The sequence below is a fragment of the Sphingomonas sp. genome (assembly GCF_019635455.1).
Taxonomy (GTDB): domain Bacteria; phylum Pseudomonadota; class Alphaproteobacteria; order Sphingomonadales; family Sphingomonadaceae; genus Sphingomonas.
Map to the genome: position 1 here is coordinate 264,331 of NZ_JAHBZJ010000002.1, position 16,986 is coordinate 281,316.

Annotated in this window: 19 protein-coding genes; 7 read left to right on the plus strand and 12 right to left on the minus strand. The window is 68.6% G+C overall.

Going from position 1 to position 16,986, the window contains the following annotated elements; all coding sequences use genetic code 11:
* Positions 1-10: 10 nt before the first annotated feature.
* The 3 genes from rpe to htpX form a co-directional block, all read right to left on the minus strand.
* On the minus strand, positions 11-670 hold the full coding sequence (gene rpe, locus KF783_RS03880) for a ribulose-phosphate 3-epimerase (protein ID WP_294076740.1): 660 nt from the start codon (positions 668-670) through the stop codon (positions 11-13).
* Between the two features lie 9 nt (positions 671-679).
* Entirely contained in the window at positions 680-1,993 is a 1,314-nt protein-coding gene (locus KF783_RS03885) for an RsmB/NOP family class I SAM-dependent RNA methyltransferase (protein ID WP_294076742.1), read from the minus strand.
* A 167-nt stretch (positions 1,994-2,160) separates the two neighbouring features.
* Positions 2,161-3,135: a zinc metalloprotease HtpX gene (htpX, locus tag KF783_RS03890; protein ID WP_294076744.1), complete on the minus strand. Its 975-nt coding sequence runs from the start codon at positions 3,133-3,135 to the stop codon at positions 2,161-2,163.
* Between the two features lie 66 nt (positions 3,136-3,201).
* On the opposite strand from htpX, the gene KF783_RS03895 reads away from it, so the two are divergent.
* Both KF783_RS03895 and KF783_RS03900 read left to right on the plus strand, forming a co-directional pair.
* Positions 3,202-3,363 (plus strand): DUF1674 domain-containing protein, encoded by a 162-nt coding sequence (locus KF783_RS03895; protein ID WP_294076965.1) that lies wholly within the window; start codon positions 3,202-3,204, stop codon positions 3,361-3,363.
* A gap of 45 nt (positions 3,364-3,408) precedes the next feature.
* The gene (locus KF783_RS03900; protein ID WP_294076746.1) at positions 3,409-5,250 is read left to right on the plus strand and encodes an AsmA-like C-terminal region-containing protein; all 1,842 of its coding nucleotides are present in this window, start codon (positions 3,409-3,411) and stop codon (positions 5,248-5,250) included.
* Positions 5,251-5,271: 21 nt separating this feature from the next.
* Here KF783_RS03900 and KF783_RS03905 read toward each other — a convergent pair whose 3' ends face one another.
* From KF783_RS03905 to KF783_RS03935, 7 genes are read right to left on the minus strand one after another with little or no spacing between them, the layout of a single operon-like run.
* Complete coding sequence (locus tag KF783_RS03905) at positions 5,272-5,802, minus strand: DUF1697 domain-containing protein (RefSeq protein ID WP_294076748.1); 531 nt, start codon at positions 5,800-5,802, stop codon at positions 5,272-5,274.
* On the minus strand, positions 5,799-6,776 hold the full coding sequence (locus KF783_RS03910; RefSeq protein ID WP_294076750.1) for an NAD(P)H-dependent glycerol-3-phosphate dehydrogenase: 978 nt from the start codon (positions 6,774-6,776) through the stop codon (positions 5,799-5,801). The genes KF783_RS03905 and KF783_RS03910 overlap by 4 nt, the downstream gene beginning before the upstream one ends.
* Positions 6,773-7,798: a tRNA (adenosine(37)-N6)-threonylcarbamoyltransferase complex transferase subunit TsaD gene (gene tsaD / locus KF783_RS03915; protein WP_294076752.1), complete on the minus strand. Its 1,026-nt coding sequence runs from the start codon at positions 7,796-7,798 to the stop codon at positions 6,773-6,775. The genes KF783_RS03910 and tsaD overlap by 4 nt, the downstream gene beginning before the upstream one ends.
* A 23-nt stretch (positions 7,799-7,821) precedes the next feature.
* Positions 7,822-8,370: an SRPBCC domain-containing protein gene (locus KF783_RS03920; RefSeq protein WP_294076754.1), complete on the minus strand. Its 549-nt coding sequence runs from the start codon at positions 8,368-8,370 to the stop codon at positions 7,822-7,824.
* An 18-nt stretch (positions 8,371-8,388) separates the two neighbouring features.
* On the minus strand, positions 8,389-8,784 hold the full coding sequence (locus KF783_RS03925; protein ID WP_294076756.1) for a VOC family protein: 396 nt from the start codon (positions 8,782-8,784) through the stop codon (positions 8,389-8,391).
* Positions 8,781-9,110: a metalloregulator ArsR/SmtB family transcription factor gene (locus KF783_RS03930; RefSeq protein ID WP_294076758.1), complete on the minus strand. Its 330-nt coding sequence runs from the start codon at positions 9,108-9,110 to the stop codon at positions 8,781-8,783. The genes KF783_RS03925 and KF783_RS03930 overlap by 4 nt, the downstream gene beginning before the upstream one ends.
* A 44-nt stretch (positions 9,111-9,154) precedes the next feature.
* A complete protein-coding gene (locus KF783_RS03935) occupies positions 9,155-9,817 on the minus strand; it encodes an MBL fold metallo-hydrolase (protein WP_294076760.1) in 663 nt (220 codons plus the stop codon).
* Between the two features lie 81 nt (positions 9,818-9,898).
* On the opposite strand from KF783_RS03935, the gene pabB reads away from it, so the two are divergent.
* The 3 genes from pabB (at position 9,899) to msrA (ending at position 13,867) form a co-directional block, all read left to right on the plus strand.
* Positions 9,899-11,665 carry an aminodeoxychorismate synthase component I gene (gene pabB, locus KF783_RS03940; protein ID WP_294076763.1) on the plus strand — a complete coding sequence of 589 codons (1,767 nt, stop codon included), beginning with the start codon at positions 9,899-9,901 and terminating at the stop codon, positions 11,663-11,665.
* Positions 11,666-11,696: 31 nt separating this feature from the next.
* Positions 11,697-12,896: a pyridoxal phosphate-dependent aminotransferase gene (locus KF783_RS03945; RefSeq protein WP_294076764.1), complete on the plus strand. Its 1,200-nt coding sequence runs from the start codon at positions 11,697-11,699 to the stop codon at positions 12,894-12,896.
* Positions 12,897-13,207: 311 nt separating this feature from the next.
* Positions 13,208-13,867: a peptide-methionine (S)-S-oxide reductase MsrA gene (msrA, locus tag KF783_RS03950; RefSeq protein ID WP_294076765.1), complete on the plus strand. Its 660-nt coding sequence runs from the start codon at positions 13,208-13,210 to the stop codon at positions 13,865-13,867.
* Here the strand turns inward: msrA and KF783_RS03955 are convergent.
* Together KF783_RS03955 and mgtE are read right to left on the minus strand one after the other, a co-directional pair.
* A complete protein-coding gene (locus KF783_RS03955) occupies positions 13,864-14,259 on the minus strand; it encodes a DUF1489 domain-containing protein (RefSeq protein WP_294076766.1) in 396 nt (131 codons plus the stop codon). The two genes, msrA and KF783_RS03955, sit on opposite strands and share 4 nt — an antisense overlap.
* Before the next feature lie 14 nt (positions 14,260-14,273).
* Positions 14,274-15,665, minus strand: coding sequence for a magnesium transporter (gene mgtE / locus KF783_RS03960; RefSeq protein ID WP_294076768.1), 1,392 nt, complete (start codon positions 15,663-15,665; stop codon positions 14,274-14,276).
* A gap of 149 nt (positions 15,666-15,814) precedes the next feature.
* Between mgtE and KF783_RS03965 the strand changes: the two genes are divergently transcribed.
* Positions 15,815-16,273: a peptidylprolyl isomerase gene (locus KF783_RS03965; RefSeq protein WP_294076769.1), complete on the plus strand. Its 459-nt coding sequence runs from the start codon at positions 15,815-15,817 to the stop codon at positions 16,271-16,273.
* Positions 16,274-16,356: 83 nt separating this feature from the next.
* A complete protein-coding gene (locus KF783_RS03970) occupies positions 16,357-16,971 on the plus strand; it encodes an outer membrane lipoprotein carrier protein LolA (protein WP_294076771.1) in 615 nt (204 codons plus the stop codon).
* Positions 16,972-16,986: the final 15 nt, after the last annotated feature.

Here is a 16,986-nt window from a genome sequence, read left to right on the forward strand (position 1 = left end):
CCCGCATCGCTCACGCGCCCCGCAACGCCCGGATATTGTCGGCATAGGCCGCCGGACCGCCCTTGAACACGGCGGTGCCGGCGACGAGCGCATCGGCGCCCGCCGCGATCACCCGGGGCGCGGTGGCGCGATCGACGCCGCCATCGACCTCAAGATCGATGTGCCGGCCGCTGGTATCGATCCGCGCGCGCAGCGCGGCGATCTTCGCGATCTGGCTTTCGATGAACTTTTGCCCGCCAAAGCCGGGATTGACGCTCATCACCAGGATCAGATCGACCATGTCCAGCACGTGATCGACGACATCGACCGGCGTCGCCGGGTTGAGCACCACGCCCGCGCGCTTGCCGAGTGCCTTGATCGTCTGAAGCGTGCGGTGGAGGTGCGGGCCGCTTTCGGGATGGACCGACAGGCAGTCGGCACCGGCATCGGCGAACGCTTGGAGCATCGGATCGACCGGCGCGATCATCAGGTGGACGTCGAACGGTTTGGCGGTATGCGGGCGCAGCGCCTTTACCACCGCCGGGCCGATGGTGAGGTTTGGCACGAAATGGCCGTCCATCACGTCGATATGGATCCAGTCGGCGCCCGCTTCGTCGATCGCGCGCACCTCTTCCCCCAGCTTCGCGAAATCGGCGGAGAGGATCGAGGGGGCGATGCGGATGGCGGTCATGTCGTCCCCTTACGTCCCTGGCGAATCGCCCGCAACACGCATCATCCGCACCATGAAGAAGCCGTCGAGGCCACCCTGTTCGGCGAGCATGCCCGGCAGCGTGCGCAGCCAGCCGCGCTCGTGCGCGACCAGCCCCTCCGGAAGCTCGTCGGGAAGCACCGGGTCGATCGCGAAATCGGGGTGGCTGTCCAGAAACGCCGCGATCTGCGCCTCCCCCTCTTCGGGTTCGAGCGAGCAGGTCGCATAGACGAGCAGCCCGCCCGGCCGCACCCAGGATGCCGCGCGCGGAAGCAGGCGCGCCTGGACCTCCGCCATCTCTGCGATCACGCGGGGGCCGACGCGGTGGAGCACATCGGGGTGGCGGCGGAAGATGCCGGTCGCGCTGCACGGCGCGTCCAGCAGGACGACATCGGCGGGCGCGGGCGGCTGCCAGTCGAGCAGGTCGGCGGTGACGATCGTCGCCGACAGGCCAGTGCGGGCGAGATTTTCCGAAAGTCGCGCCAGACGACTTTCCGAGATATCGACCGCCGTCACGTCCCAGCCGGCGGCGGCGAGCTGAAGCGTCTTGCCCCCCGGCGCGGCGCACAGGTCGAGCGCATGACCGCCGCCACCGCCGGCCAGGCGCGCGGGGAGCGACGCAGCGAGATCCTGGACCCACCAATCGCCCGCGGCATAGCCCGGCAGATCGGGAACCGGCGTGTCGGTGGTCAGCCGGACATGGCCGGGAAGCAGGCTGACGCCCGCAAGCGGCGGGTCGCCGCGCAGGGTAAGGTCGAGCGGCGGCGGCGCGGCGATCGCCTCACCGGCGGCGCGCGCCACCCGATCGCCCCAGTTGCGCGCGATGCGATCATGGACCGGGGGCGGGAGCGCGGGCGTGTCCGGCAGGGCCGCGTCGCCGCGCAGCAGCGTGCCGAACACGCCATGGACCAGCTTGCGCGGGCCGCCATCGACCAGCGGCAACACGGTCGAGATCGCGGCATGCGGCGGCGTACCGAGCCGCAGCGCCTGGACCAGCGCGATGCGCAGCGCGAACCGCGCCTTCGCATCGTCGGGCAGGCGATTGCGGGTCGCGCCATCGATCAGCGCGTCGAGATCGGCGAGCCGGCGCAGCACCTCTGCCGCGATGGCATGGGCGAGGCCGCGATCGGGCGGAGACAGGCCGGCGGTGGCAGCAGCGAGCGCCTGTTCGATCGCAAGCCCGCGCCGCAGCACCGCATCCAATAGCCGCAGCGCCGCCCGGCGCGCCGGGACGCCCGGGGGATCGGCGGGTGGACGTTGGCCTGGCGAATGTCGGCGTGATCGAGGGTGGGGCGGCCGGGGCATCCCCGGCCCCTACGCGCTTTCCGGCGCGCGATCACCCCCTTCTCAAATCAGGGCATGGACGGCGAACACGCCGCGACGAACAGCGCGACCCATAGGACAACTCCCGCCCACAGGGTGATCCAGTCGAACCGCCGGGCGCGGAGACGCATCCCCGATCGCGGCGTCGATCATCCCCGGCGATTGGGGTCGAGCGCGCTGGTGGACCGGCGTGGGGCGGGACGCCTGCCGAGCGCGGAGGGGCGTGCCGCCGCAGCGTCAGCCGCAAGAGCGGACCGGGGCGCGGTAAGCGCGTCACGCGGCGCGCTCTGTCCCATCGCCAGCGCGATCTCCTCCAGCGCGGCGATGCGGTTGCCGGTATCGGGATGGGTCGAGAACAGGCTGTCACCGCCGCGCGACAATCCCGGGACGATATAGAGCTGGGCCGCCGCCGGCACGCGCTCGGCTACCGGATTCGGGACGGCGGCGGCGCCGCGCGCCAGCTTCGCCAGCGCCGAGGCGAGCGCACGCGGGTTGCCCGAAATCTCTGCCCCGCCGCGATCCGCGCCATATTCGCGGGTGCGGCTGATCGCCATCTGGACGATCATCGCCGCGAACGGCGCGACGATCACCGCAAGCACCGTCGCGAGCAGCGCGCCGCGATTGTCGTTCCCGCGAAAGAACAGGCCGAAATTGGCGAGCATCGAGATCGCCCCGGCGATCGTCGCAACCATTGTCATGATAAGCGTGTCGCGGTTGCGGACATGCGCGAGTTCATGCGCCATCACCCCGGCGATCTCGTCGCGGGTCAGCATGTTCAACAGGCCGGTCGTCGCCGCGACCGCGGCATGTTCGGGATTGCGGCCGGTGGCAAAGGCATTGGGATGCGGCGAATCGATCACATAGACCTTTGGCATCGGCAGCCCGGCGCGCCGCGCGAGATCGGCGACCAGGCCGTGAAATTCCGGCGCGCTGGCGCCATCGACCTGTTTCGCGCCGTGCATCGACAGCACGATCCGGTCTGCGTTCCAGTAGGTGAAGAGGTTCATCCCCACCGCGACCAGCAGCGCGATCACCATTCCGCCGCGTCCGCCGATCGTGAAGCCAAGCGCCATGAACAGCGCCGTCAGCGCCGCCAGCAGCATCGTCGTCTTGAACCCGTTCACTTGAACCTGCTCCTTTACCGCCCCAATGTGGGGGCGAACCCGATCCGCTGCAATCGAGAACCGACCATGGGCAAACGCCCCGACCATGTGAAGCCGCCGGCCTATCTGGCCAAGAACAAGCCGGTCCCGCGCCCGGCTCCGGGAAAGACGGCAAAGGCGGATCCGCTGGGAACCGATCCGGTCCGCTATGGCGACTGGGAGTTGAAGGGGATCGCGGTCGATTTCTGACCCGGCGGAGGGAACGAAGCGCGGGGGTCGCGCGTCCGTGCCGGGATGATCCTGCCGCCCCGTTCCCGCCCCGCCAGGATCGCCGCCATCGTCGCGGCCGCCGTCGCGATCCTGTTGCTGGTGCTCGCCTGTTTCCCGTGGGGCGTGTTTCGCGCCCAGGCCGAACGGGCGATCAGCGCGCGCATCGGCGCCCCGGCGACGATCGGCACCATCGAACGTGAAGGAATCCTGTCCCTCCATCCGGTGCTGGTGCTGCGCGATGTGCGCATCGCCCAGCCCGGCTGGGCCGGGAACGGCGCGATGCTGCGCGTGGCGCGCGCGCGGGTGCGCCTGCCGGTGCTGCCGCTGCTGATCGGGCAGGTGCGGCCACAGCCGATCGCGATCGAAAACGGGGTCGCGACACTGGTGCGCGCGTCGGACGGGCGGACGAACTGGGGTGGGCCAAAGGATGGCGGCGGATCGACCGGCGATGGGTTTGCCCGGCTCGCGATCCGCGACCTGACGATCGCGTATCGCGACGCGAAGCGCGACCGGCGTGCGCGGGTGCGCGTCGATTCGGACGGCAACGGCCTGCGCGTCCGCGGGACCGGCGCGCTGGCCGACGAGGCGGTTCGCGTCGTCCTGGCCGGGGCGCCGATCGACGGCCGTGCGAACTGGCCGTTCGTCGCCCGGATCGTCGGTCCACAAACGCGGATCACCGCGAGCGGCACCATGGCGCGGGCGCTCGACACCCACGACATGCGGTTCGACATGCATGCGCGCGGCCACGATCTGCTCGACCTCGACCGGGTGATCGAGGCGGGGCTGTTCGGCACCCAGCCGGTCGCGCTGAACGGCAAGGTGTCGCGCCAGGGCGAGGTCTGGAAGATCGCCGGCCTCAACGGAACGATCGGACGCTCACGCCTGTCGGCCGCGGACGCGACGATCGACAAATCGACCCCCGGTCGGACCCGGATCGACGGCGACATCCGGCTGGCGCAACTCGATTTCGAGGACCTGTCGAACACGCGCGGCCGGGCGATCGCCGCCGCCAAGCGAGCGAAGGCGGGTCCCCGGATCGTACCGGATACGCGCATCGATCTGCGCAACGTCGCGGATATCGATGGCGTGCTGCGGGTGCGTGCCGATCGCCTGCTCTCACGCTTCGACTCACCATTCCGGCGCATCGCCGGCACGCTGACGCTGGAGAATGCGCGCCTGACCGTCGATCCGTTCACCGTCGGGATGACGCGCGGGACGCTGGGCGGCCGGATCGTCGTCGATCAGCGTGACGGCAAGCCGCGTCCGATGCTGGCGCTCGACCTGAAGCTCGCCGACACCACGATCGGCACGCTGGCCGGGGGCGGCACCATCGACGCGCCGCTACGCGGCATGGCCAGGCTGACCGGTACCGGCGAAACCGTGCGCGCGGCGATCGGCCGGTCGAGCGGAGAGGTGGCGCTGGCCTCCGGCAGCGGCCGGATCCCGTCGAAACTGGCGTCGTTCATCGGCCTCGACGTCGGGCGCGGGGTCTTTGCCGACAAGGACGCGGTCGCCACGCTGCGCTGCCTGATCGTCCATATGGACGTGCGCGACGGTAGCGCGCGGATGAGCCCGCTGTTGATCGACACCTCACGATCGCAATCGCATGTCGCCGGCACGATCGATCTGGCGAACGAGCGGCTGGACCTGACGATGACCGGCGCGCCGAAGAAGGACAGCATCCTGCGCCTGACAGAGCCGGTGCCGGTGCGCGGCACCATCAAGTCGCCCGACCCCAAGGTGCCGGGCGGCAAGACCAATGTCGGCGGCATATTGAAGATGGTCGGCGACGCGATCGCGGGGGATCGCCCGCCCCTGGCCACCGACGCCGATTGCGGCGCGCTGGCCGCACGGGCGATGCGATAGCCGGGAGCGCCGGTTCGACCCCTACAGCGCGTCGCGGATCTTGAGCAGCGTGTTCCAGTTGCGGGCGGTGCTGGCGCGCGGGAATTTCGCCCTTGCCATCGCCGGACCCAGATTCGAGCGAGCCTGTCCGTCGGGAAAATCGATGAACAGGTCGCGGCCATGGCGGTGCAGGCGCTCGGGGCCGTCATAGCATTTGGCGATCCGGTCCAACGGCGCGGCGAGAATGTCGTCGCGGTGGAACATCACCACCAGCGACGCGGGACGCTCCCGCGCGACATCGGGATAGGGATTGGCCGCCACCACGGCGTCGAGCTGGTCCTTCGTCCGGACGAACACCTCGGACTCCAGTCCGGTTTCCTCCTTGAGCGCATGGTGAATTTCCGCCTCCAGGCCGGCCGCGTCCCGGCCGGGCGCGGTGAAGACGACGTTGCCTGATGCGAGCAGCGTGCGGACATCGGTAAAGCCCAGCCCCTCGACCACCCCCTTCAACTCCGCCGATTTGAGCTGGCGCTTGCCGAGGTTGATGCCCCGCAGCATCGCCGCCCACCTCATGCGCCTTCCTCGCGCAGCGGGCGGCTGAGCAGCGCATCGACCACGTCGCCGACCGCCGCGCCGTCGAGCAACATGCACACCGCGTCGGTAACCGGCATATCGACGCCGGCGGCACGTGCGGCATCGCGCAGCACCGGAGCGGTCGCCGCGCCCTCCGCCACGGTGCGGCGATCGGCGAGCAGGTCCGCGGCGCGTTCGCCCCGGCCAAGGCCGACGCCGAGCGAGAAATTACGCGAATTTGTCGAGGAACAGGTGAGGACGAGATCGCCCAGCCCTGACAGGCCGGCCAGCGTCTCCGCACGGCCACCCCGCGCGATGCCGAACCGGGTCATCTCGGCAAATCCGCGCGCGATCAGCGCGGCGCGCGCGTTGAGGCCCAGCCCCGCGCCCTCGACCACCCCGCAGGCGATGGCGAGAACGTTCTTGACGGCGCCACCAATCTCCGCCCCGATCACGTCGGAGGAGCCATAGGTGCGAAAGGCGGGACCGGCGAGCCGCGCGGCGAGCCGGTCGCGAAGCGCCTCGTCCTCGCACGCCAGCGTGACCGCGGTGGGCAGGCCGCGCGCGACCTCATGCGCGAAGGTGGGGCCGGACAGCACCGCGACCGGCGCATCGGGATGACGCTCGCGCGCGATTTCCGCGACGAGCATCCGCGTTCCCGCCTCGATCCCCTTGGCGCAGAGCACCAGCGGACGCCCGGCGACCGGAGCGGCCGACAGGACGGTGCGCAGAAATTGGGCGGGAACCACCACCAGCAATGCATCGCAATCGTCGAGCGTGGCGAGATCGCCGGTCGCGCGGATCGACGCGGCGAGCGGAACCCCGGCCAGGAACAGGCGGTTTTCATGCGCGTGATTGATCGCAGCGACGACCTCATCCTCCCGCGCCCACAGCGTCACCGGTTCATCACCGCGCGCCGCGACCTGTGCCAGTGCGGTTCCCCACGCGCCGCCGCCCAGAACACCCAGTTTCATGCCTTCACTCCCGCGCCGCGCACCTTTTCCGCGTCCGGATCGAGCGGCCAGCGCGGGCGCGCGGGCAGGTCGAGCGGATCGGTGAGACCGAGCGCGAACCGCTCGACCCCGGCCCAGGCGATCATGGCGGCATTGTCGGTACAGAGCCAGAGCGGCGGTGCGACAAAGGGCAGGCGGTGTTCGCTGGCCAGCGCGGTCAGCGCGGCGCGCACCGCGCCATTGGCCGCGACCCCGCCCGCCACGACGAGGGCGGTGGCGCCCACCGCCTTGCCGAGCGCGATGCGGGTGCGATCGACCAGACAGTCCACGACCGCCTGCTGGAACGAGGCGGCAAGATCGGCGGGGGCGAACTTGCCGACCTTGCGCGCGACATCGCTCTTGAGGCCGGCGAACGAGAAATGCGGCTCGCCCGATCCGACCAGCGGGCGCGGCAGCGGGACGGCGCGGGGATCGCCCGATGCGGCGGCGCGCTCGACCGCCGGGCCGCCGGGAAAGCCGAGGCCAAGCAGCTTGGCGGTCTTGTCGAACGCCTCACCCGCCGCGTCGTCGATCGTCGTGGCAAGGCGCCGATAGCGGCCCACCCCTTCGACCAGCAGCAGCTGGCAATGCCCGCCCGACACGAGCAGCAGCAGATAGGGGAAGGCAAGATCGGGGTCGGCGAGGCGGGGCGAGAGGGCATGCCCCTCCAGATGGTTGACCGCGACCAGCGGCCTGTTCGCGGCGTGCGCGAGCGCCTTGCCGGTGACCAGCCCCACCATGACCCCGCCGATCAGCCCCGGGCCGGCGGTCGCGGCGACCGCATCGACATCGGCCAGGGTCACCCCGGCATCGTCCAGCGCCGCGGCGATCAGCGGCTCCAGCGCCTCGACATGCGCACGCGCGGCGATTTCGGGAACGACCCCGCCGAACGGGCGATGCGCCTCATCCTGCCGCGCAAGGCGATGGGCGAGGATGTCGCGCGCGTCGGTGACCAGCGCGGCGGCGGTTTCATCGCAACTCGATTCGAGGCCGAGGATCAGCATCGGCCCGATCTAGGGTTTGCGGGTCAGCTTGTCGAAGATTCCGCAAGCGCGGCCGCGACCTTCGCCTCCGAACTGGCATGCAGCGCCCAGAAATCGCGCACCGGTTCGCCATTGAGCAGCCCTTCCAGCACGGCGAGGTGCGAGTGCCAGCCGCCGCCGAAATTGGCCATCGGAGCGGGGCCGCTGATCCCGCTGTGGGTGAGTACCAGCCGCGTACGCCCGCCCGGCGCGTCGGACAGCTCGAAGCGCGCGACCCCCTCCTTGCCGCCGTCCCAGCCGATCGCCAGCACGCGCGGGGGATCGAATTCCACAACGCGCTCGCGCGCCGACGCGCCTTTATATTTCGCGTATTTCTCGGGATAGGGGACGTCGTTGGCGGAGAGGTTTTCATGGTCGAACACCAGCCCGACCTCCCCGCCCGCAGCCGCATCGGTCCCGCCCGCGAACCATCGGCGGCGAAGCTCCGCTTCCGCAAGGTAGCGCCAGACGGTCGCAGGCGGAGCGTCGAGGATGCGTTCGATGCGCAGCGTATCGGGCGCGAGAATTTCGACGGGAGCAGGATCGCTTCTCATGGCGTCACTCCGTGAAGGTCAGGCGAGATTCAGCTGCCAGGAGACGCCGAAGCGGTCGCTGATCCACGCAAAACATGTGCTCCAGCCATAATTGCCGGGCGGCATCAGCACCTGGCCGTCCTGCGACAGCGTCTCGAACAGGCGGTCGAACTCGGCGGCGTCGGCGCAGTCGAGATAGAAGGACCAGGACGGGGTGAAGTCGAAATCATGGGCGATGAAGCTGTCGTGCGCCATCACGCTTTGCCCCGCGATCGTCGCGTGGGCGCGGATGATCGTACCCTCTGGCCCAGGTCCGTCGGCGCCGAAGCGCTGGACCGAATCGATCCGGCTGTCGGGAACATGCGCGACATAGAAGTCGAGCGCGGGCTGCGCCTTGCCGCCCTGGAACATGAGGAACGGGGTTGCGGTGGTCATGCGTCCTTCTCCCCATCGTTCGCGAGCAGCGCCTCGAGATTGTCGAGGCGGGTGTTCCAGAAGGACGCCCATTGTCGGAGCCATGCATCGGCCTCGGCCAGCGGTTCGGGCCGGAGCGTACACAGCTGCGTCCGGCCCGCCTTGCGCCGCGCCACGAGGCCGGCGCTTTCGAGCACCTTCACATGCTTGGATGCGCCCGCGAAGCTCATCGCATAGGGCTGCGCGAGTTCGCCGACCGATTTTTCGCCGCGCGCGAGGCTGGCGAGCATGCCGCGGCGGGTGGGATCGGAGAGCGCGTGGAAGGTCGCGTCGAGTCGTTCAACCATTTGGTTTAACTACGCGCGCCGCATGTGATTGTCAACCTGTTGGTTTAGCTTCTTGCCAGCACCGCATCGGCGACGAACGGGTTGGTCTGCCGCTCCTGCGCAAAGGTGCTGGGCTGGCCGTGGCCGGGAACGAAGACGGTATCGCCGCCCAGCGGCCACAGCCTGCCCGTGATCGCGTCGATCAGGTCCTGGTGATTCCCCATCGGAAAGTCGGTGCGGCCGATCGATCCTTGAAAGATCACGTCGCCGACGATCGCCAGCTTCGAATCGGGGTGATGGAACACGACATGGCCCGGCGTGTGGCCGGGGCAGTGATAGACGTCGAGCGTCAGCTCACCGACCGTGACGGTGTCGCCATTTTCCAGCCAGCGATCGGGTTCGAACACGCGACCCTCGATGCCATAGTTGCGCCCGTCATCGTCGAGCCGGCTGATCCAGAAGCGATCCGCCTCGTGTGGCCCCTCGATCGGAACGCCCAGCTCTTCGGCCAGCAGGCCGGCCTGACCGCAATGATCGATATGGCCATGGGTGATCAGCAGCTTTTCGATGGTGACGCCATGCTGCTTCGCCGCCGCCTTCAACCGGTCGAGATCGCCGCCCGGATCGGTAAAGGCGCCGCGCATCGTCCTGGTACACCATAGCAGCGTCGAATTCTGCTGTAGCGGGGTGACGGGGACGATCGCGGCGCGGAGCGGAGGCGTGGTCATGGCTGTCAGCAGATAGGCGCGGGCGGGAAGCGCGGCAACCAAGGCTTGCGGGCGACCGCGCGGACCTGCATGGCTGACGCGATGCGCCGCGACGCCCCCTTCGTGCTGCTCGACGACGCCCGGCCGGGGGGTGAGGATGCGCGCCTGTATCGTGCGCCGGTACGGACGATCGTCGCGATGCGTGGCGATGAGGTGCGGCCCGCGCTCGCCGCGCTGGACGCCGCGCGCGGCGAAGGCCTGCATGCCGCAGGCTATATCGCCTATGAGGCGGGACATGCGCTGGAGCCGCGACTGGGCGCGCCGGCGGCGGGCGATGGTCCGCTGCTCTGGTTCGGGCTGTTCGACGGCCATGTGCGGATCGCCGCTGCCGAGGTGCCGGCGCATCTGCCCGATCCGGGCGGCGCCTGGATCGGCGGGGCGAGGCCCGGCATCTCGCGCGCAGACTATGATGCGGCCTTTGCCCGGGTGCGCGAATGGATCGATGCCGGCGACATCTATCAGGCCAATCTGACCTTTCGCGCGACGGTGCGGGTGATGGGCGATCCGCTGGCCATCTACGCCGCCGTGCGCGGGCGCGCGGCTGCGGGCTATGGCGGCGTGATATGGACCGGACGCGACTGGCTGCTGTCCTTTTCCCCCGAACTGTTCCTGGCGCTGCGCGACGGCGAGCTGATGGCGCGGCCGATGAAGGGAACCGCCGCGCGCGGCGCCACGCCCGAGCAGGATGCACAGGTGCGCGAGACGCTTGCCCGCGACGAGAAGCAGCGCGCCGAAAATCTGATGATCGTCGATCTGATGCGCAATGACCTGACCCGGATCGCACAGCCGGGCAGCGTGGCGGTGCCGGAGCTGTTCAAGGTCGAAACCTATCCGACGCTGCACACGATGGTCTCGACCGTCACCGCCCGGTTGCGCGCGGGCATGAGCGTGGGCGACGCGATCGCGGCGACCTTTCCCTGCGGATCGGTGACCGGCGCGCCCAAGATCCGCGCGATGGAGGTGATCGGCGCGGTCGAGCCGGATCCGCGCGGCGCCTATACCGGTTCGATCGGGCGGATCGACCCGGATGGAGATGCCGCGTTCAACGTCGCGATCCGCACCCTGCGGCTGGCCGATGGCGCCGGCATCGCCGAAATCGGCCTGGGATCGGGCGTAGTCGCCGATTCGCGCGCGCGCGAAGAGTGGGACGAGTGCCTGACCAAGAGCGCGTTCCTGACGCGCGGACAGCGCCGGTCCGACCTGATCGAGACGATGGCGTTCGACCCGGCACAGGGCATCGCGCTGCTCGAACGGCATCTGGCGCGGATGAAGGAGAGTGCCGCCGCGTTCGGCATCGCGTTCGACCGGCACGCGGTACGCAACGAGCTACAGGCCGCGACCTTTCGCCTGCGCGATCCGGCGCGGGTGCGGCTGTTGCTGTCGCCGGGCGGCACCGTCGCGATCGGCACCGCGCCGATGCCGGCTGCGCCCGCCGGGCCGGTCCGGGTCGCGCTGATGCGCCGGCCCGTCGCGCCGCACGACATTCGCCTGGCGCACAAGACCAGCGACCGGCGCCCCTATCCGCGCGTCGGCGGCGCGTTCGAGACCCTGTATGTCGATGCCGAAGGGTATCTGACCGAGGGCAGCTTCACCTCGATCTTCGTGCGGCGGGACGGGCGGCTCGTCACCCCACCATTGACTCGGGCAGTCCTGCCCGGCGTGCTGCGCGCCGAACTGATCGCGCGCGGCGAAGCGGTGGAGGGCGAGCTGACCCCCGACGATCTGCGCGACGGATTGCTGATCGGCAACGCGCTGCGCGGACTGGTTGCCGCTGTTACGGTTGCGGAAGAGGCGACCGCCGACCTATAGGGCGCGCGTTTCCAGCCAGAAGGCGACGCCCATGCAGACCTCCGCCGCGCTCAATCGCATCCAGCCTTCCGCGACGCTCGCGATGACGAGCCGCGTGTTCGACCTGAAGCGCCAGGGGATCGACGTGATCGGCCTGGGCGCGGGCGAACCCGATTTCGACACGCCGGATTTCGTGAAGGAAGCGGCGATCGAGGCGATCCGCAAGGGCGCGACCAAATATACCAATGTCGATGGCACGCCCGAATTGAAGTCGGCGGTGGTCGCCAAATTCGCACGCGACAACGGCCTGACCTATGCCGAGAACCAGATCAGCGTGAATTCGGGCGGCAAGCACACGCTGTTCAACGCGTTCTGCGCGACGATCGACCCGGGCGACGAGGTGATCGTGCCGGCACCTTATTGGGTAAGCTATCCCGATGTCGTCGAATTTGCGGGCGGCACGCCGGTGTTCGTCGCGGCGGGCGCGGATCAGGGCTACAAGCTGAAGCCCGAACAGCTTGAGGCGGCGATCACCGCTAAGACGAAGTGGGTCGTACTCAATTCGCCGTCCAACCCGACCGGCGCGGCGTATAGCGCGGCAGAACTGAAGGCGCTGGGCGAGGTGCTGGAGCGCCATCCGCAGGTGCTGATCTATGCCGACGACATGTATGAGCACATCCTGTACGACGGATTCGAATTCGCCACGATCGCGCAGGTCTGTCCGGCGCTGTACGATCGCACGCTGACCGCGAACGGCGTGTCCAAGGCCTATGCGATGACCGGATGGCGGATCGGTTTTGCCGGCGGGCCGCAATGGCTGATCAAGGCGATGGGCAAGCTCCAGTCGCAATCGACCAGCAATCCGTGCAGCGTCAGCCAGGCGGCGTCGGTCGCGGCACTCAATGGCGACCAGTCGTTCCTGAAGGACCGCGCCGCCGCGTTCCAGAAGCGGCGCGACCTGGTGGTGTCGATGCTGAACCAAATCAACGGCATGCACTGCCCACGGCCGGAGGGTGCCTTTTACGTCTATCCCGAATTCAGCGACCTGATCGGCAAGACGACCCCCAAGGGGCTGGTGATCGACAGCGACGAGACGATGGTCGGCTATCTGCTCGACGATGCGCGCGTCGCGGCGGTGCATGGCGCGGCGTTCGGATTCTCCCCCGCGCTGCGGATCAGCTACGCCACGAGCGAGGATGTGCTGACGCAGGCGTGCGGCCGCATCCAGGAGGCGTGCGCGGCGCTGCGTTGAGCGGACGCGCATCCGGCCGCAGCGGGTGCTCCTCATCGACGGGCGACGACGCGCGCGCCGGGCGCCACCTTCCCCCAAAACGCGCGATGACAGGCGCGCTCACCGTGCGTTCATCGGCTGGTAGGATATCTTTGCTTGGTTCCGGCGGCGGGCGCCCCATCTGCCGCCGCAACCAGCAGGAAAGATCATCGATGCGCGCGCTATTGTCCTCTCCCTTCCTTCATCGGTTCCTGGCCGGGTTCTCGCTCGGCGCGGTCGCCATGGTCGCGCTGCACATTGAACAGGTTTCCGCAGCCCCCATCTTTTAGGGCATGCGCACCCGTCCCCTTGTGATCGGGATCGCCGGTCTCGGCATCCTCACCGCCACCGCCGGTCTGGCGGGCACGTCGGAAACCGCAGTGAAAATTCCGGCATCGACCATCGACGTCGCACCCGGCCGCGGGGCGCAGGTCGCGGTGCTCGCGGGCGGGTGCTTCTGGGGCATGGAGGCGGTGTTCGAACAGGTGAAGGGCGTGCGCGCGGTAGTGAGCGGCTATGCCGGCGGGGCGCGCGCGACCGCCCGCTATGCCCAGGTTTCGACCGAGCGGACGAACCATGCCGAGGCGGTGCGAATCACCTATGACCCCCGTCAGGTCAGCTATGCGACGCTGCTGCGCATCTATTTTTCGGTCGCGCACGATCCGACCCAGCTCAACCGCCAGGGACCGGATAGCGGCCCCAGCTATCGCTCGGCGATCTTTCCCCAGAATGCCGGCCAGGCCCGCGTCGCGCGTGCCTATATCGACCAGCTTGGCAAAGCCGGGGTGTTCGACAAGCCGATCGTGACGAAAATCGAGCAGGGCGGCTTTTACCCCGCCGAAGCCGAGCATCAGGACTTTGCCCGGCGCAATCCCGGCCATCCCTATATCGTGCGGTGGGACAAACCCAAGATCGCGGCGTTCCGCGCCGCGTTCCCCGCCCTCGCCAGCTAGACCAGCCCCAGCTCGGCCAGCTTTCCCGCCAGATCGACGGGCAGCGACCCCATCTCTGCGGAACCCAGGTCGCGTGGCGCATCCTGATCGTCGAGATAGCGCCACCCCTGATGCGCGCGCTTTGGACTGGGGATCACCAGCACCAGATCGGGGTCGAGCAGGATCGATGTGCGCCCGCCCTCCGCCTCGCCGAAGCCGATAATCGGCGAGCGCGCGACGAGCTGATGCTTGAAGATCCAGAAGAGCGAGCCGCCGGCGATCTCCGCATGCCGCTTGGGAAGATAGCGGGTGGTCAGCGCGACCGGCCCGGCGCGGCCGCGTTCGGCCAGCCGATCGCGCAGATGATCGATTCCCGTGACCCCGAACGCGACTTTGGTAAGATGAAGCGGCATGACCGCTATGTGTGTCAGCCGCCAAGGCCCCACAAGGTGGCGAGACCCAGAAAGGCGAGGAACCCCCCGGTGTCGGTCAGCGTCGTCACGAAGACGGCAGAGGCGACCGCCGGATCGACCCGCATCCGATCGAGCGTCACCGGCACCAGCACGCCGCCCAGCCCGGCGAGCAGATTGTTGAGGATCATCGCCAGACAGATGACCAGCGACAGATCGCGATTGTCGAAGATCACGAAGGTGCCGACCCCGATCAGCAGCCCCAGCGCCAGACCGTTGGCGATCGCGATCCGCAATTCGCGCCCGACCATGCGCCAGGTATTCGAATCGGTGAGCTGATTGGTCGCGATCGCGCGCACCACCACCGCCAGCGTCTGCGTTCCGGCATTCCCGCCCATGCCCGAAACGATCGGCATCAGCACCGCAAGCAGCGCGAACGCCGCGATCTCGCCCTGGAACAGGCCGACCACCGAGGATGCGAGGATCGCGGTGGCGAGATTGACCACCAGCCAGGTGAGCCGGGTCCGCACCGTCACGCCGATCGGTTCGTTGATATCGCCATCGCCCGCGCCGGCGAGCTTCAGCGTATCCTCGCCCGCTTCCTCGGAAATGATGTGGACGATGTCATCGACCGTGATCACGCCGACCAGCCGGCCGCTGTCATCGACCACCGCCGCGGAAATCAGCGCATATTTCTGGAAGATCAGCGCGACTTCCTCCTGATCCATCTCGACCGGGATCAAGGTCTGTTCGCGCTTCATCACATCGGAAATCGAAACCGCGCGCGGAGTACGCAGGATCCAGGACAGCGCACAGGTACCGAGCGGCTTGTGCGCCGGATCGACGACGAAGATTTCCCAGAAATCGGTCGCCAGTTCCTCTTCGCCGCGCAAAAAATCCAGCACGTCGCCGACGGTCCAGTGTTCCGGCACCGCGATCAGCTCGCGCTGCATCAGTCGGCCGGCGGATTCCTCGGGATAGGAGAGCGCTTCCTCGATCGCGGCGCGATCGTCGGGATCGAGGGCGCGGAGGACGGCGCGCTGGTCCTCCTCCTCCATGTCCTCGATGATCGCGACGGCGTCGTCGGTATCGAGTTCGGCGGCGATGTCGGCGACTTCGTGCGGCTCGAGCGCCTCGATCAGCGCGTCGCGGACCCAGTCGTTCATCTCCGACAGCACTTCGCCGTCGATCAGTCCGGGGATCGCGGCGGCGAGCGCGGCGCGCTGATCCGCCGGGGTCAGCTCGACCAGGTCGGCGATGTCGGCGGGATGAAGCGGCTCGACCTTTTCGCGCACCGCCTCTGCATCGCCCGCCTCGACCAGGTCGAGGACGGTGCGGACGAAATCGGGATTGATCCGGTCGTGCGCGTCATGCTGCGCGACGTCGGCGGTTTCGGTCTCGCTGGTCATTCGAGCCCTCCCCGATGGCACTGAACGACCTCCCTCTAACGCGCTCGAATCGCGCTGCCAATCCGCACGCGCATTCGCGCGGTTTGCAACCGCGCCAACTCCGGCCTAGGTGACCCGATCACATTCGATTGACCGGAGACCCGTTCCCAATGTCCGACCTTCCCACGCGCCTGATCATGACCCTCGACACGGGCGACGTGCAGATCAAGCTGCGCCCCGACCTTGCCCCCAAGCATGTCGAGCGCATCGCCAAGCTGGCCGATAGCGGCTTTTACGACGGGGTTGTCTTTCACCGGGTGATCGCCGGCTTCATGGCACAGGGCGGCGACCCGACCGGGACCGGCATGAGCGGGTCGAAGGAGCCGAACCTGCCCGCCGAATTCAGCCGCGAACCGCATGTGCGCGGCGTGTGTTCGATGGCGCGGACCAACGATCCCAACAGCGCCAATTCGCAATTCTTCATCTGCCTGGACGATGCCACCTTTCTCGACGGCCAGTACACCGTGTGGGGCGAAGTGACCGAGGGCATGGAGCATGTCGATGCGCTGCCCAAGGGCGAGCCGCCGCGCGAGCCGGGCAAGATCGTGAAGGCGCGCACCGAGGCCTGAACGCCGACCCGCCGGACCGCGACGCGGGTTCAGGGCGAGTTCAACCGGGAACCGACAGGGTGGCGCGCATGTTTGGCACGACCATGATGACACGTCCTCTCGCCGCGATCGCGGCCGTCACCCTTCCGCTCGCCCTGCCCGCCACGGCGCAGCAGGGAACCCTGGCGCAGGTGCAACAGCATCTGCGCGCAACCCGGACGATGACCGCGTCGTTCACCCAGACCGACCGCGCCGGCAAGACCGTCGATGGCATGCTGACGCTGAAGCGACCGGGCAAGATCCGGTTCCAGTATGAAAAGGGCGTGCCGCTGCTGATCGTCGGCGACGGCGGCTCGCTGTGGTTCATCGACTATTCGGTGAAGCAGGTGTCGCGCTGGCCGGTGAAGAATTCGCCGCTCGGCGTGCTGCTCAACCCGGATCGCGACATTTCGGGCTATGCGAAGGTCGTCCCGACCGGCAATCCCGACGTGATCAGCATCGAGGCGCATGATCCGAAAAAGCCCGAATATGGCCGAATCACGATGGTTTTCGCGCGCAACGCGGCTGCCCCGGGCGGTTTGATGCTGCAAGGCTGGGTCGCGCTCGATTCGCAGAACAACCGCACCACGGTGCGGCTGTCCGGCCAGCGGTTCAACGTCGATGTGAGCGACGGCGCGTTCCGGTGGAACGACCCGCGCAAGCGTGGCGGGCGACCCTGACACGCGCCTGACAAC

Coding starts and splice junctions, on each gene's coding strand:
- KF783_RS03965 (WP_294076769.1), top strand. CDS start 15,815: ATGTCCGACCTTCCCACGCGCCTGATCATGACCCTCGACACGGGCGAC.
- KF783_RS03925 (WP_294076756.1), bottom strand. CDS start 8,784: ATGACCACCGCAACCCCGTTCCTCATGTTCCAGGGCGGCAAGGCGCAG.
- KF783_RS03930 (WP_294076758.1), bottom strand. CDS start 9,110: ATGGTTGAACGACTCGACGCGACCTTCCACGCGCTCTCCGATCCCACC.
- KF783_RS03935 (WP_294076760.1), bottom strand. CDS start 9,817: ATGACCACGCCTCCGCTCCGCGCCGCGATCGTCCCCGTCACCCCGCTA.
- tsaD (WP_294076752.1), bottom strand. CDS start 7,798: ATGCTGATCCTCGGCCTCGAATCGAGTTGCGATGAAACCGCCGCCGCG.
- pabB (WP_294076763.1), top strand. CDS start 9,899: ATGCGCCGCGACGCCCCCTTCGTGCTGCTCGACGACGCCCGGCCGGGG.
- KF783_RS03895 (WP_294076965.1), top strand. CDS start 3,202: ATGGGCAAACGCCCCGACCATGTGAAGCCGCCGGCCTATCTGGCCAAG.
- KF783_RS03920 (WP_294076754.1), bottom strand. CDS start 8,370: ATGAGAAGCGATCCTGCTCCCGTCGAAATTCTCGCGCCCGATACGCTG.
- mgtE (WP_294076768.1), bottom strand. CDS start 15,665: ATGACCAGCGAGACCGAAACCGCCGACGTCGCGCAGCATGACGCGCAC.
- KF783_RS03955 (WP_294076766.1), bottom strand. CDS start 14,259: ATGCCGCTTCATCTTACCAAAGTCGCGTTCGGGGTCACGGGAATCGAT.
- KF783_RS03970 (WP_294076771.1), top strand. CDS start 16,357: ATGATGACACGTCCTCTCGCCGCGATCGCGGCCGTCACCCTTCCGCTC.
- KF783_RS03885 (WP_294076742.1), bottom strand. CDS start 1,993: ATGCCCCGGCCGCCCCACCCTCGATCACGCCGACATTCGCCAGGCCAA.
- KF783_RS03945 (WP_294076764.1), top strand. CDS start 11,697: ATGCAGACCTCCGCCGCGCTCAATCGCATCCAGCCTTCCGCGACGCTC.
- msrA (WP_294076765.1), top strand. CDS start 13,208: ATGCGCACCCGTCCCCTTGTGATCGGGATCGCCGGTCTCGGCATCCTC.
- rpe (WP_294076740.1), bottom strand. CDS start 670: ATGACCGCCATCCGCATCGCCCCCTCGATCCTCTCCGCCGATTTCGCG.
- KF783_RS03905 (WP_294076748.1), bottom strand. CDS start 5,802: ATGAGGTGGGCGGCGATGCTGCGGGGCATCAACCTCGGCAAGCGCCAG.
- KF783_RS03910 (WP_294076750.1), bottom strand. CDS start 6,776: ATGAAACTGGGTGTTCTGGGCGGCGGCGCGTGGGGAACCGCACTGGCA.
- KF783_RS03900 (WP_294076746.1), top strand. CDS start 3,409: ATGATCCTGCCGCCCCGTTCCCGCCCCGCCAGGATCGCCGCCATCGTC.